Source organism: Mesorhizobium sp. B2-4-3, from assembly GCF_006442815.1.
GTDB lineage: Bacteria > Pseudomonadota > Alphaproteobacteria > Rhizobiales > Rhizobiaceae > Mesorhizobium.
This window is the reverse complement of the sequence record NZ_VFVL01000046.1, coordinates 17,374-32,748: the sequence shown is the minus strand read 5'-3', so window position 1 is coordinate 32,748 and position 15,375 is coordinate 17,374. Positions and strand designations below refer to the sequence as shown.

Sequence of the window (15,375 nt, the reverse complement as noted above, 5' to 3'; positions counted from 1 at the left end):
GCTAGCATGGGAAACTGTTCGCGATGTCTTCGCACACCTGTTCGCGATGTCCCCAGTCCATACAGGGGGGAGATCAGCCGTCGCCGTCGATTTCGCCAATCTCCGACGTCGCAGGATCGAGCGAGGCGCCGAAGCCGCCAATCTCCCCCCTCGTGGGGGAGATGCCCGGCAGGGCAGAGGGGGGCGCCGTAGAGTGCCAGCGCGGGGAGATTTCTCATGACTTCCCCCTCCTGGCTCACCGTCACCCGCGGCACGGCCCCCCTGCTGGTCTCCATCCCGCACACCGGCCTCGATCTTGCCGGCCTCGACAACCGGCTGGTCTCGACGTGGCTCGGCCAGCGCGACTGCGATTGGTGGATCGACAAGCTCTATGACTTTGCGACCGATCTCGGCGCTACCATCGTGCATACCGCGATCTCGCGCACCGTCATCGACGTCAACCGCGATCCGTCGGGCGTCTCGCTCTATCCGGGTCAGGCGACGACCACCCTTTGCCCGACGGACACTTTCGACGGCGATCCGCTCTACCGCATGGGCGAGGAGCCGACGCCGGCCGAGATCGACCAGCGCCGCGAGACCTATTTCACGCCGTATCACGCCGCCCTGCAGGCCGAGATCGACCGGCTGCGCGGCATGCACGACAAGATCGTGCTCTACGACTGCCATTCGATCCGCTCGGTGCTGCCGCGGCTGTTCGAAGGCACGCTGCCGGTCTTCAACCTCGGCACCAATGACGGCAAGAGCACCGATCCGGCGCTGCAGCAAAAGGTTGCCGCTATCCTGGCCGCGACCGGCGAGACCTGGGTGGTCAACGGCCGTTTCAAGGGTGGCTGGATCACCAGAAGGTTCGGCCGGCCTGAAAATGGCGTGCACGCGCTGCAGATGGAGCTCTCCAACCGCGGCTATATGCGCGAGCCGGACGGGAAGGGCACGCCGGAGAACTGGCCGGCGCCTTACGACGCAAGCTATGCCGCGCCGATCCGCGCCACGCTGAAAACCATCCTCGAAACCGCCATTGAATGGGCCGGGCGCTGAGGCGCCGCCTTACTCGAAAGGGACAATGATGAACGATCCCCGTCACAACATCCGTGAAGTGCGCAGCCCCCGCGGCGACAAGCTCAACGCGCGCTACTGGACGACCGAGGCGCCGCTGCGCATGCTGATGAACAACCTCGATCCGGAGGTCGCCGAGAATCCCAACGAGCTGGTCGTCTATGGCGGCATCGGCCGGGCGGCGCGCACCTGGAACGATTTCGACCGCATCGTCGCGTCGCTGAAGACGCTTGGCGAGGACGAGACGCTGCTGGTGCAGTCCGGCAAGCCGGTCGGCGTCTTCAAGACCCATTCCAATGCGCCGCGCGTGCTCATCGCCAACTCCAACATCGTGCCGCACTGGGCAACCTGGGAGAAGTTCAACGAGCTCGATAGGAAGGGCCTGATGATGTACGGCCAGATGACGGCCGGCTCCTGGATCTATATCGGCACGCAAGGCATCGTGCAGGGCACCTACGAGACCTTCGTCGAGGCCGGCCGCCAGCACTACAATGGCAACCTCAGGGGCAAGTGGATCCTGACCGGCGGCCTCGGCGGCATGGGCGGCGCCCAGCCTCTGGCCGCCGTCATGGCGGGCGCCTCATGCCTGGCCATCGAATGCAACCCCGACTCGATCGATTTCCGCCTGCGCACCCGCTATCTGGACGAGAAGGCCGAGACGCTCGACGAAGCCATGGACATGATCGATCGCTGGACCAAGGCCGGCGAGGCGAAGTCCGTCGGCCTGCTCGGCAACGCCGCCGAGATCGTGCCGGAGATGTTCAGGCGCGGCATCCGCCCCGATATGGTCACCGACCAGACCTCGGCGCATGACCCCATCAACGGCTATCTGCCCAAGGGCTGGACGATGGCCGAATGGCGCGAGAAGCGCGTCAGCGATCCGAAGGCCGTCGAGAAGGCCGCCCGCGCGTCGATGCGCGAGCATGTCGAGGCGATGGTGGCGTTCTGGAATGCCGGCGTGCCGACGCTCGACTACGGCAACAACATCCGCCAGGTCGCCAAGGACGAGGGCTTCGAGAACGCATTTGCTTTCCCGGGCTTCGTGCCGGCCTATATCCGGCCGCTGTTCTGCCGCGGCATCGGGCCGTTCCGTTGGGCGGCACTCTCCGGCGATCCGGAAGACATCTACAAGACCGACGCCAAGGTGCGCGAGCTCACCCCCGGCAACACGCATCTGCACAATTGGCTGGACATGGCGCGCGAGCGCATCTCCTTCCAGGGCCTGCCAGCGCGCATCTGCTGGGTCGGCCTCGGCGACCGCCACCGGCTCGGCCTCGCCTTCAACGAGATGGTGGCCAAGGGCGAGCTCAAGGCGCCGGTCGTCATTGGCCGCGACCATCTCGATTCCGGCTCCGTCGCCTCGCCGAACCGCGAGACCGAAGCGATGAAGGACGGCTCCGACGCCGTTTCCGACTGGCCGCTGCTCAACGCGCTGCTCAACACCGCGTCGGGCGCAATCTGGGTGTCGCTGCACCATGGCGGCGGCGTCGGCATGGGGTTCTCGCAGCATGCCGGCATGGTGATTGTCGCCGACGGCACGGCGGATGCCGCCAAGCGCCTGGAGCGCGTGCTGTGGAACGACCCGGCGACCGGCGTCATGCGTCATGCCGATGCCGGCTACGACATCGCTATTGAGTGCGCCAAGGAGCACCAGCTCAACCTGCCGGGCATCCTGGGCTAAAGCGATGCGCATCCTTCGAGCCGCCGGCTACCGCGTTATGCCATGGAAGAATGGCGGCGGCACGACGACTGAAATCGCAGTCTCGCCTGACGGCGCCGGGCTCGACCATTTCGACTGGCGCGTCTCGATGGCCCGCGTCGAGACCAGCGGGCCGTTCTCCAGCTTCGCCGGCATCGACCGCACATTGTCGGTGCTGGAGGGCGAGGGGATTACCCTCGACATCGCCGGCCAACCGCCGGCGCGGCTGACCACGGCTTCAGTGCCGCTTGCCTTTCCGGGCGACGTGCCGACCGGGGCGGCGCTGATTGGCGGTCCGATCGCCGATCTCAACGTCATGACCCGCCGTGGCCGCATGGCCCATAAGGTCGAGTGTCGGCCGCTTGCCAGCGAGATTCGCTTCGCGCCATGCGCCGACACGACGCTGATTCTGGCCGTCGGCGGAGGCTTCATGCTCTTCACGGACGATGCGCCGAGCCTGGGACCGCTCGACACGCTGATCCTCGATCGCGACAGCCCGGAATTGCGGCTTCAGCCCAATGGGCAGGGCCGGCTTTTCGTGATCGAGCTCCATCGCCTCGCCGCCAACCGTTAACGGTTGTTGCCAAACATGATCGCGGCTTGGGTGAATTATCGCCCGGCCCCTTGCATGTATCACGAAAAAGCCTGAATCCTTGCCCTGATCCAACCGGGGGCGGAGAGCGAGGGGCGTTCGCCCACGAGCTGTCGAAAGGGCACGCCCCTGTTGTGGTGCGCAAAACAAACTTTCGGCTAACCAGTCATGCAACCAATTGCAATTGAACCGGTTTTAGGGGCATTGCCGTGGCGGTGACGCCGCATTGCGCCCCCGCTTACGGAATTTTCAATGAACATTCAGACGAACCCGAACAAGATCGAACAGACAAGCGCCGGCTTCCCGGCGGTGACGGATGCGCCGATACGCTCCAATTTCCTGCCTGAGGACCGGCTGCGCGCCTTGGGCGTCGCGCTCGCCAAGGGCGAAGTCAAGGAATTGTTCGGGCTCGCTCCGTTCGAGTTCCAGGCCCGCATCCGCGACAGCGCCAAGAAGATCCTCGAAGTCTACCGCTCGACCAACGCCGCCCAGGCCAAGGGCGAGACCATCACGCCGGCCGCGCAATGGCTGCTCGACAACAACTACCTGGTCGAGGAGACAATCTTCCAGGTCAAGCGCGACCTGCCGCGCCGCTTCTATCGCCAGTTGCCGACGCTGACACTCGGCGACGGCACGGTGCTGCCGCGCGCCTTCGTCGTTGCCTGGAGCTATGTCGAGCATTCCGACAGCTCCGTCTCGGCCAATATGTTCAAGGCGATCGTCGAGGGCTTCCAGTCGGTCGAGCCGATGAAGATCGGCGAACTCTGGGCGCTGCCGTCGCTGCTGCGCTTCGTGCTGATCGAGAACCTGCGCCGCATCGCCGTGCGCGTCGATCGCACCAGGCAGATGCGCCACATCGCCAACGAGGTCGCCGATCGCGTTCTGGCGACCGACGACAATGCCGACCGCACGAGGATCCTGTCCAACTACGGCACGCATGCGCAGGACACCACCTTCGCCACCCAGCTGCTCTACCGCTTGCGCGACGGGTCGCAGAACGCCGGCCGCGCGCTGGAATGGCTGGAAGGCGAGCTCGAAAAGACCGGCTCCGACGCCGAGGAGATCATCATCTCCGAGCATCAGACGCTCTCCGGCGGCAACGTCACGACCGGCAACATCATCCGCGGCCTGCGCCTCATCAACGACGTCGACTGGACGGTCTGGTTCGAGGGCGTCAGCCGTATCGACACGCTGCTGCGCGAGAAGACCGATTTCGCCGACCTCGACTTCTTCTCGCGCGACCAGTACCGCACAGCGATCGAGCAACTGGCGCGCCGCTCGGCTCTGTCCGAATACCGGGTGGCCGAAAAGGCGATCGAGCTTGCCGGCCACACACCCGGCGTCACCGACGCGTCCGGCGTGCCCGAAACCGCCGACCCCGACGTGCATACCGATGTCGGCTTCTTCCTGGTTGGCCCGCGCCGCCAGGAACTGGAAAAGGCGATCGGCTACCGGCCGCCTTTCTATGTGACCTTCAAGCGCGGCTTTGCCAGCGCCGGCTGGCTGGGCATCGTCGTGCCGGTCTTCCTTTTGACGGCGCTGCTGCTCGTGCTGTCGGGCAGGGCGCTCGCCAATCTCGGCCTGTCGGTGGAATCGATCACGCTGATGCTGGCGCTGTTCGCGGTGCCGGCAAGCGAAGGCGCTTTAGCTTTCTTCAACACCGTGGTGGCTCTGTTCCTGAAACCGACCAGGCTTGTCGGCTACGATTACAACAAGCACGGCATCCCGGCTGAATCGCGCACCCTGGTCGTGGTGCCTTCGCTGATCGGCTCGCGCGACGACGTCGAGGAAAATATCCGCAACATCGAGGTGCATCACCTCGCCAACACGGCCGAGGAGATCCACTTCGCCCTGTTGTCCGACTGGCCGGATTCCAAGACCGAGATCGACGCCGCCGACATCGAGATCCTGCAATATGCCCGCGACGAGATCGCCAGGCTCAACGCCCGCTATCCGTCCGAAGGCTCGCCGCGCTTCTATCTCCTGCATCGGCGCCGGCTCTACAACCAGGCGCAGGGCTGCTGGATGGGCTGGGAGCGCAAGCGCGGCAAGCTGCATGAGCTGAACCTCCTGCTGCGCGGCGACAGCGACACCACCTTCCTGCCGCTCGACGTGCCGCTGCCGGAAAAGGTCGTCTATGTGATGACGCTCGACGCCGACACGCGCACCACGCGCGACGCGGTTTCGGACCTGGTAGGCAAGCTTGCCCACCCGCTCAACCGCCCGCATTTCGATCCGGTCAAGCGCATCGTCAGCGCCGGCTACACCATCCTGCAGCCGCGCATCACCGCCTCGCTCACCAGCGGCGACGACGCTTCCTTCTTCCAGCGCGTCTTCTCGGCCAATCGCGGCCTCGACCCCTATGTCTTCGCGGTCTCCGACCTCTACCAGGACGTCTTCGGCGACGGCTCCTTCACCGGCAAGGGCCTCTACCATGTCGACGCCTTCGAAGCGGCTTTGAAGGGCCGCATCGACGAAAACACCATCCTCAGCCACGATCTGCTCGAAGGCGCGCTCGCGCGGGCCGCGCTGGTGACGGATGTGGAGCTGGTCGAGGACTATCCGACCCGCTACTCGGTCGACGCCTCGCGCCACCATCGCTGGGCGCGCGGCGACTGGCAGCTGCTCGGCTACATCTTCGACCCGCGCTCCGGCGTGCCTGCGCTGTCGCGCTGGAAGATGGTCGATAATCTGCGCCGCTCAGTCACCCCGATCTTCTGGGTGATGGCCTGTATCGCCGGCTGGACGCTGCTGCCCTTCACCCAGGCGGCGCAGTGGCAGGCTCTTATGATCCTCAGCCTGTTCATGGCGCCGACCTTCGACATCGTGAACGGCATCCTGCCGAAGAGCGGCGACCAGACGCCGCGCGGCCATTTCTCCGCCTTGGCCCGCGACACCGTCTTCGGCACCGCGCTTGTGGCGCTGAAAGTGCTTCTGATGGCGCATCTCGCCTGGATGATGGGCGACGCTATCATCCGCACCATCTACCGGCTCTTCGTCAGCCGGCAAAATCTTCTGGAATGGCGCACCGCCTCGCAAGCCGCCAAGGGCGGCAACGATCTCGGCGCCTATTACGGCATGATGTACGGCGCGGTGATCATCGGCGTCGTCGGCCTGGCGATTCCGGTGCTGGCCGATTCCACCGGCGCCTTCGTCGCTTTCTTCTTCGCCATCTTCTGGATCGCTTCGCCCGCCGTCGCCTGCTGGATCAGCCGCTCAGCCGAGACCGAGGACAGGCTGCGCATATCGAGCGCCGACATCCACGCGCTGCGCACCTTCGCGCGCCGCACCTGGCACTATTTCGAGACCTTCGTGACCGCCGAGCAGCATCATCTGCCGCCGGACAATTTCCAGGAAAGCCCGGCGCCGGTTGTGGCGCCGCGCACCTCGCCGACCAATATCGGCGTCTATCTGCTTTCGGTGGTTTCGGCGCGCGATTTCGGCTGGATCAGCCTGTCGGACGCCATCACCCGCATCGACGCCACGATGACGACCATCGAGAACATGCCGCGCGATCGCGGCCATCTCTACAACTGGTACGACACGACGACGCTGAAGCCGCTCTATCCGCTCTACATCTCCGCGGTCGACAGCGGCAATCTCGCTGGACATCTGGTCGCCGTGGCCGCCTCTTGCGCCGAATGGGCCGAAGCGCCGTCGGTGCACCTGCAGGGCGATTTCGAAGGCATCATCGACACCGTCACCATTCTCGACGAGAGCCTGGACGAATTGCCGGACGACCGCCGGCAACTGCGGCCGCTGCGCCAGCGCCTGGCCGACCGTCTCGACGGGATGCGCCGCGCGGTGGCGACCATCAAGGCGCAGCCTGAGATGGCGTCGATCCGCACCATCAACCTTGCCGTGCTGGCTGGCGAGATCCGCAAGCTCGCCACCGCCATCCACACCGAGGCGGCCTCGCCGAAGAGCGATGTCATCGCCGACTGGGCGGAACGGCTGGAAGCGACCTGCGAGGCGCATGTGCACGATTCGCACAATGACGAGAGCGCGGTCGCCGCTCTGCGCGCCAAGCTGCTCGCCTTGCGCGAGCGCTGCCGCCGCTATGCCTTCGAGATGGATTTCTCCTTCCTGATGCGCCAGGAGCGCAAGCTGCTGTCGATCGGCTTCCGGGTCGAGGACCGCCAGCTCGACGAGAGCTGCTACGACCTGCTTGCCTCCGAGGCGCGGCTCACCAGCCTGTTCGCCATCGCCAAGGGCGACCTGCCGACCGAGCATTGGTTCCGTCTCGGACGGCCGATCGTCGAGATCGGCTTCCAGGGCGCGCTGATGTCCTGGTCGGGCTCGATGTTCGAGTATCTGATGCCGCCGCTGGTGATGAAGGAGCCGCAGGGCTCGATCCTCAACCAGACCAGCAAGCTCATCATCAAGCGCCAGATCCAGTATGCGCGTTCGAAGAACGTGCCCTGGGGCATTTCGGAAGCGGCCTACAATGCCCGCGACCGCGAGCTCACCTACCAATACACCAATTTCGGCGTGCCCGGCCTCGGCTTGAAGCGCGGCCTTGGCCAGAACACCGTGATCGCGCCCTATGCGACGATCCTGGCGGCCCAGTTCAGCCCCCGCGAGGCGGTGCAGAACCTGCAGCGGCTGCGCTCGATCGGCGCGCTTGGCCGCCACGGCTTCTACGACGCGGTCGATTTCACGCCGCAGCGCGTGCCCGAAGGCACCGACCACGCGGTGGTGCAGAATTACATGGCGCACCATTCCGGCATGTCGATCGCCGCCGTAGCCGACGCCATTTTCGAGGGCCGGCTGCGCGAGCGTTTCCACAGCGATCCGGTGATCGAGTCGGCCGAGCTTCTGTTGCAGGAGAAGGCGCCGCGCGACATTCCGACCGCAACCGTCAGGACGGAAGCGGACGAGCGCTCCAAGGACGAAACCGAGACCGAGAGCCCCGACAGCCGTGTCGTCCTCGACCCGATCAAGGCGCTGCGGGCGACCAACGTCATGTCCAACGGCCGCTATTCGGTCATGGTCACCGCGACCGGCTCCGGCTACAGCCGCTTCGGCGAGCTTGCCGTCACCCGCTGGCAGCCGGATCCGAGCGAGGACCGCCTCGGCTCCTACATCTTCCTGCGCGACACCGCGACGGGTGACTGGTGGTCGGCCACGGCGGAACCGAAGCGCGCCGAGGGCGAACGCGTCCAGACGCTGTTCGGCGACGACAAGGCGAGCTTCACCAAGACATTGGGCTCGCTGCGTTCCGAAGTCGAATGCATCGTCATTTCCGAGGGCAATGGCGAAGGCCGCCGCATCACCCTTTACAATGACGGCGTTGCCGACAGGCATATCGAGGTGACCTCCTTCGCCGAGCTGGTGCTGGGCAACGAAGCCTCGGACAACGCGCATCCGGCGTTCTCCAAGATGTTCGTCGAGACCGAGATCGCGCCAAACAACGGCGCGATCTTCGCCACGCGGCGCAAGCGCGACAAGAACGACCCCGACCTCACCATGGTGCATTTCGTCACCGACCCGTCGGGCCCGTCGCGCGATGCCGAGGCCGAGACCGACCGGCGCGCCTTCATCGGCCGTGGCCGCACCATCGCCGATGCCGTCGCCTTCGATCCCGGCGTCAGGCTTTCGGGCAGCCAGGGCTTCACGCTCGACCCGGTGGCGGCGTTGCGCCGCCAGGTGCGCGTGCCGGCCAACAAGAAGATCTCGCTGACCTTCTGGACCGCCGTCGGCGCTAATCGCGCCGAGCTCGACGAGGCGATCGCCCGCCTCGACCATCAGGAGAGCTTCGCCCGCCAGGCCATGCTGGCCTGGACGCGGAGCCAGGTGCAGACGCGTCATCTGGGGCTCAGCCTCACCGACGCCGCCAATGTGCAGAAGCTGGCGCGCTACCTGATCTATCCCGATCCGTTCCTGCGCCTGCCGGCGGAATCCATCGCGTCGGGCCTCGGCCGCCAGTCGAGCCTGTGGCCGACCAGCATTTCCGGCGATTTCCCGATCTTCCTCGTACGCATCGGCGACGTCGCCGACCTCGAGATCGTCGCCCAGGCGCTCCGCTTCCAGGAATATATGCGTGCTCGCGGAATGATGATCGACTTCGTCGTCGTCAACGAACAGGCCTCGTCCTATGTGCAGGACCTGCAGCGCGCCGTGGAGACGTTGTGCGAGAACAGCCGCCTGCGCGGACGCGAGCTTGGGCCGCGCCAGCACATCTTCGCGGTGCGCCGCGACCTGATGGATGAGCCGACCTACAAGACCTTGCTGTCGGTGGCGCGCGTCGTGCTGCACACCCGCAACGGCACGATCTTCGACCAGCTCGAACGCGCCGAGACGGCGGCCCTCCAGGCCCGCGATGCCTTGCTGCAGGCCGAGGGCGGCTCGCCGCGCGAACCTGTTCCGCCGCTGCCTTTGCCGGTGCCTGCAAGCCAGGGTGGAAGCGATATCGCCGCCGACGGCAGCGGTCTCAGCCTGTGGAACGGCTTTGGCGGCTTCGACGGTGACGGCCGCCACTATGTGACCCGGCTGACCGGACGGCGCTCGACGCCGCAGCCCTGGATCAACGTCATCTCCAACGCGTCCTTCGGCTTCCACGTCTCGGCCGAAGGCGCCGGCTTCACTTGGAGCCGCAACAGCCGCGACTACCAGCTGACGCCGTGGTCGAACGACCCGGTGTCGAACCGGCCGGGCGAGGGCTTCTATGTCTTCGACCACGCCAGCGGCAAGGCGTTCTCGCCGATGGCGGCGACAGTCCGCGATCCGTCGATGACCTATGAGACATGGCACGGCCAGGGCTTTTCCACCTTCCGCTCGAAGCGCGGGCCGCTCTCGATGGATTTGACGCAGGTGGTCGATCCTGTCGATCCGGTGAAGATCACCCGGCTGCGCATCCAGAATTCGGGCTCCGTGCCGGCGCGCCTGCGCGTCTATGCCTATGCCGAATGGGTGTTGGGTGGCCATCGCTCGCGCACCGCGGCGACCATCGTGCCTTCGCGCGACGCGGCGACAGGCGCGCTTCTGGCGCAGAATCCCTATGGCCTCGACTTCGGCGAGCGCATGGCTTTCCTGGCGGCAAGCCATCCTGTCCACTCCGTGACCGCGGACCGCTCCGAATTCGTCGGCAGGCACGGCACGACGGAGTATCCGCAAGCCGTGCTCGGCGGGCTTGCGCTTTCGGGGCGCATCGAAGCGGGCGACGACCCTTGCGCGGTTGTCGCCAGCGACATCGACATTCCGGCCGGTGGCGACGTGACGCTTCTCTGGCTGCTTGGCGACGCAGCCACGCCCGCCGAGGCGAGCGCCCTGGTGCAGACCCATCGCGGCAAGGATTTCGACCAGCGCCTGGCCGACAATGAAAAGGCCTGGCGCAGCTTCCTCGACACCATCCAGGTCGAGACGCCCGACGAGGCGATGAACGCCATGGTCAACCATTGGTTGCCCTATCAGGCAGTTGCCTGCCGCATCCGCGCGCGCTCGGCCTTCTACCAGGCGAGCGGCGCTTTCGGCTTCCGTGACCAGCTGCAGGACACGCTCGCCCTTCTGGCGCACGACCCGAAGCTGGCGCGCAACCAGATCCTCAATGCCGCGCGCCGGCAGTTCCCGGAAGGCGACGTGCAGCACTGGTGGTTGCCGCGCACCGATGCCGGCGTGCGCACCCTGATCTCCGACGACGTCGTCTGGCTGGCGCATGCGACGGCCCGCTACATCGAGGTGACCGGCGACGCCGCGATCCTCAAGGAGCAGTTGCCCTTCATCGACGGGCAGCAGCTCGGCGAGGACGAGCATGACGCCTTCTTCACGCCCGAGATCACCAAGAACACCGCGCCGCTCTATGACCATTGCGCGCGGGCGCTCGATCTGGCGATCAAGCGCAGCAGTCCTGCCGGCCTGCCGCTCATCCTCGGCGGCGACTGGAACGACGGCATGAACCGTGTCGGCGAGGGCGGCAAGGGCGAGAGCGTGTGGCTGGGCTGGTTCCTCCTGAAGACGCTCACGGACTTCGCCCCTGTCGCCAAGGGGCAGGGCGACGCCAAGCGGGCGCAGGCCTGGGTGAGGCACGCGGACGCGCTGAAGCGGGCCCTGGAAAGCACCGCCTGGGATGGCCAGTGGTACCGGCGCGGCAGCTTCGACGACGGCACGCCGCTCGGCTCGCACAATTCGCACGAGTGCAAGATCGATTCCATCGCCCAGTCCTGGAGCGTGCTGTCGGGCGAGGGCGATCCCGCGCGCTCGACGACGGCCATGGAACAGGCGACCGAGATGCTGGTCGACGACGATCTCAAGATCGTAAAGCTGTTCACGCCGCCCTTCTCGAAAAGCGAGCACGACCCCGGCTACATCAAGAGCTACCCGCCGGGCGTGCGCGAGAATGGCGGCCAGTACACCCATGCAGCCACCTGGTTCGTGATCGCGCTGGCCGAGATGGGCCGCACCGACGAGGCCTACCGCTGCTTCTCGATGCTGAACCCGGTCAACCATGCCTCGGACGAGGCGGCGGCCGAGCACTACCGCGTCGAGCCCTATGTCGTGGCCGCCGACATCTATGCCGGCGAAGGCAAGGGCGGCCGCGGCGGCTGGACCTGGTATACGGGCTCGGCCGGCTGGCTTTACCGCGCGGCGGTGGAAGGCATCCTTGGCATCGAGCGGCGCGGCAAGGAGATCACGTTTAGGCCGAAGCTGCCCGCGCACTGGGACGGCTACGCCGCGACGCTCAAGATGTTCGACGGCGAAATCAAGCTTCGCGTCATCCGCGACAAAAAGGCCAAGTCGATCTCGCTAGAAGTCGACGGTTCGAAGAAAAAATCGGCGTCTTTTGAGCCGAAGGCCGGCGGCAAGGCCGAGGTCGTCGTCAGGATACCAGCGTAAAATCAAAGGTTTGGCTTATCGGCCGCGCGTCCCTCGGGATACGCGGCCGGTCGCTGTTCTTTACTTGGCGAGGCCCCCGCGCTCGATCGCATGCCTTACTTTAGGGCAGGCTAAGCAAGAAGCTTGTGATTAAAAATGTGGCAGCGCGGGGCAAGTGCCATTATTTTGCCGCAAGGCTGACATTTCACCTTTTATCTCAAACCGTTAGGTGATCACGCCAGATTTCGCACCGTCGTCATCTTTTGTTCGCTAAATGGGAACGGAAGGGATAGACGGCGCATTGTTTCGCGACACATTAACCGATACGTGTCAGAAAATGGTGCGGTGCACAAAACCGGCATTGAGCACTTACAAGAGTTTGGCGGAGTAGCTGAAGTGTCACTTCTGCAGATCTACTTTAGAGCGCTGGGTTATCTGGCGTCCGACAAGAAGCGCGTTGCGCTGATTTGTGGGGCCAACGTCGCGCTCGCGGCGATCGCGATCCTCGAGCCGATCCTTCTGGGTCGGGTGATCGGTGCCATTTCCGAAAAAGGCCCGGTGTTTTCGACGCTCGCCGTCTGGGCCGCTATCGGGGTCTTCAACGTCATCGCCTTCGTGCTGGTGGCGCGCGGTGCCGATCGCTTCGCCCATGCCCGCCGCTCCGAAGTGCTGTGCCAGTCCTTCGAGCGCGTGATCACCATGCCTCTCGCCTGGCATCACCAGCGCGGCACGTCCAATTCGCTGCACACGCTGCTGCGCGCTGTCGAGACCCTGTTCAGCCTGTGGCTCGAATTCATGCGCGTGCATCTCTCGACGGCCATCGCGCTGGTGCTGCTGGTGCCGACCGCGCTTGCCATGGATATCCGCATGTCCGTCGTATTGCTCGGCCTCGGCGTGCTCTACGTTGGCATCGGCCGCATCGTTATGCGCCGCACCAAGTCGGGACAGACCGCCGTCGAGCGCCACTACCACACCGTCTTTGCCCATGTCTCCGACAGCGTCAGCAATGTCGCCGTGCTGCAGAGCTACAACCGCATCGGCCACGAGACCGCGACGTTGAAGCGCTACGTCAAGGACCTGCTCGACGCGCAGAACCCCGTGCTCGACTGGTGGGCGATCGCCAATGCGCTGAACCGCCTGTCTTCGACCATCTCGATGATGATCGTGCTGTCGATCGGCGCCTATCTCGTTACCAAGGGCCAGCTCCGCGTCGGCGACGTCGTCGCCTTCACCGGCTTTGCCGGAATGCTGATCGCTCGTCTCGACCAGATGTCGGCCTTCACCACGCAGATTTCCGAGGCGCGCGCCAAGCTCGAGGACTTCTATCATCTTGAAGACTCGGCCGCCGATACCGTCGAGCCCGATGGCCTGCGCGAGCTCACCAACGTCACCGGCCATGTGCGCTTCGAGGACGTCAGCTTCGAGTTCGCCAATTCCGGCCACGGCATCGAGGAGGTCTCGTTCGAGGTCCAGGCCGGCCAGACGGTCGCCATCGTCGGCCCGACCGGCGCCGGCAAGACGACGCTCATCAATCTGTTGCAGCGCGTCTTCACGCCGTCCAGCGGCCGCATCCTGATCGACGGCATCGATACCCGCACGGTGACCCGCAAGTCGCTGCGCCATTCGATCGCCACCGTCTTCCAGGACGCCGGCCTGCTCAACCGCTCGATCGAGGACAACATCCGCGTCGGCCGTGCCGATGCGAGCAATGACGAGGTGCACGCTGCCGCCAATGCCGCCGCCGCGCAGGACTTCATCCTTTCCAAGAGCTGCGGCTACGACACCGTCGTCGGCGAGCGCGGCGGCCAGCTCTCGGGCGGCGAGCGCCAGCGTATCGCCATTGCCCGCGCCGTGCTGAAGGATGCTCCGATCCTGGTGCTCGACGAGGCGACCAGCGCGCTCGACGTGGAAACCGAGGACCGCGTCAAGGAAGCGATCGACGAGCTGCGCCGCAACCGCACGACCTTCATCATCGCTCACCGCCTGACCACGGTGCGCGACGCCGACCTCGTCGTCTTCATGGACAAGGGCAAGGTGGTCGAGTCCGGCGGCTTCACCGAGCTGTCGCTGCGCAACGGCCGCTTCGCCTCCTTGCTGCGCGCCGGCGGCCTGCTCAACGACGAAGAGGTCCGCCGCCTCAGCCGTCCGGTCACGGAAGCGGCGTAAGGCGCGATCCACCTTCTCCCCTTGTGGGAGAAGGTGGATCGGCGCATAGCGCCGAGACGGATGAGGGGTGTTCCAGCGGAGTGAGACGTGGGTGTTCCCTGGAACACCCCTCATCCGTCGCCTTCGGCGACACCTTCTCCCACAAGGGGAGAAGGGGAATTGCCCCTGACCCATTGCCGGTCTATTTAGGTCGGCATGAGCGATACCACCTCACGCTTCAGCGCCTGGGCCGATCTCGCCAATCCGACGCGCTTCGTCGGGCTGGCCGACAAGATCATTCCGTGGCTGGCGGCGGTCGCGGCGATCCTGCTCGCCGTCGGCCTCTATATGAGCTTCACCGCGCCGGAGGATTTCCAACAGGGCATCACGGTGCGCATCATGTATATCCACGTGCCTTTCGCGTGGCTCGCCATGATGTGCTACACGATCATGGCGATCTCGGCGCTGGGCACGCTGGTCTGGCGCCACCCGCTGGCCGATGTCGCGCTGAAATCGGCGGCCCCGATCGGCGCCACCTTTACAGCGCTCGCGCTGATCACCGGCTCCATCTGGGGCAAGCCGATGTGGGGCACCTGGTGGGTTTGGGACGCGCGGCTGACCTCGGTCTTCGTGCTTTTCCTGATGTATCTCGGCATCATCGCGCTGACCCGCGCGCTGGACGATGCCGGCCGCGCCGCCTGGGCCGCCGCCATCATCACGCTGGTCGGCTTCATCAACATCCCGATCATCAAATTCTCGGTCGACTGGTGGAACACGCTGCACCAGCCGGCATCCGTCTTCCGTCTCGGCGGCCCGACCATCGATCCCTCGATGCTGTGGCCCCTCGGCGTCATGGCGCTCGGCTTCACCGTGCTGTTCTTCGCATTGCATCTGATGGCGATGCGCACGGAGATTTTCAGGCGCCGGGTGACCGCGATGCGTAGAGTTGCGGCCCGGCAGGCCGAGCGGGCTCCCCCTTCTCCCCTTGTGGGAGAAGGTGGCCGCGAAGCGGCCGGATGAGGGGTGTTCCAGCGGAGTGAGACGCTGGCTTTCTCTGGAGCACCCCTCATCCGTC

Annotated in this window: 6 protein-coding genes; all 6 read left to right on the top strand. The window is 65.5% G+C overall.

All coding sequences use genetic code 11. The features are described from left to right. Window positions 1–216: 216 nt before the first annotated feature. The gene (gene hutG, locus FJ956_RS28445; protein ID WP_140684138.1) at window positions 217–1,035 is read left to right on the top strand and encodes an N-formylglutamate deformylase; all 819 of its coding nucleotides are present in this window, start codon (window positions 217–219) and stop codon (window positions 1,033–1,035) included. Window positions 1,036–1,060: 25 nt separating this feature from the next. Then, a complete protein-coding gene (hutU, locus tag FJ956_RS28440) occupies window positions 1,061–2,734 on the top strand; it encodes a urocanate hydratase (protein ID WP_181181051.1) in 1,674 nt (557 codons plus the stop codon). A 4-nt stretch (window positions 2,735–2,738) separates the two neighbouring features. Next, a complete protein-coding gene (locus tag FJ956_RS28435; RefSeq protein WP_140684136.1) occupies window positions 2,739–3,326 on the top strand; it encodes a HutD family protein in 588 nt (195 codons plus the stop codon). A 270-nt stretch (window positions 3,327–3,596) separates the two neighbouring features. Next, window positions 3,597–12,176 (top strand): glucoamylase family protein, encoded by an 8,580-nt coding sequence (locus tag FJ956_RS28430; protein ID WP_140684134.1) that lies wholly within the window; start codon window positions 3,597–3,599, stop codon window positions 12,174–12,176. 375 nt (window positions 12,177–12,551) lie between these two features. Further along, a complete protein-coding gene (locus tag FJ956_RS28425) occupies window positions 12,552–14,321 on the top strand; it encodes a glucan ABC transporter ATP-binding protein/ permease (RefSeq protein WP_140684132.1) in 1,770 nt (589 codons plus the stop codon). Between the two features lie 195 nt (window positions 14,322–14,516). Further along, window positions 14,517–15,320: a heme ABC transporter permease gene (locus FJ956_RS28420; protein WP_140684130.1), complete on the top strand. Its 804-nt coding sequence runs from the start codon at window positions 14,517–14,519 to the stop codon at window positions 15,318–15,320. The last annotated feature ends 55 nt before the right edge of the window (window positions 15,321–15,375 follow it).

Bases quoted from the DNA above. Each gene is read 5' to 3' on its own strand.
- hutG (WP_140684138.1), top strand. From the start codon at position 217: ATGACTTCCCCCTCCTGGCTCACCGTCACCCGCGGCACGGCCCCCCTG.
- hutU (WP_181181051.1), top strand. From the start codon at position 1,061: ATGATGAACGATCCCCGTCACAACATCCGTGAAGTGCGCAGCCCCCGC.
- FJ956_RS28435 (WP_140684136.1), top strand. From the start codon at position 2,739: ATGCGCATCCTTCGAGCCGCCGGCTACCGCGTTATGCCATGGAAGAAT.
- FJ956_RS28430 (WP_140684134.1), top strand. From the start codon at position 3,597: ATGAACATTCAGACGAACCCGAACAAGATCGAACAGACAAGCGCCGGC.
- FJ956_RS28420 (WP_140684130.1), top strand. From the start codon at position 14,517: ATGAGCGATACCACCTCACGCTTCAGCGCCTGGGCCGATCTCGCCAAT.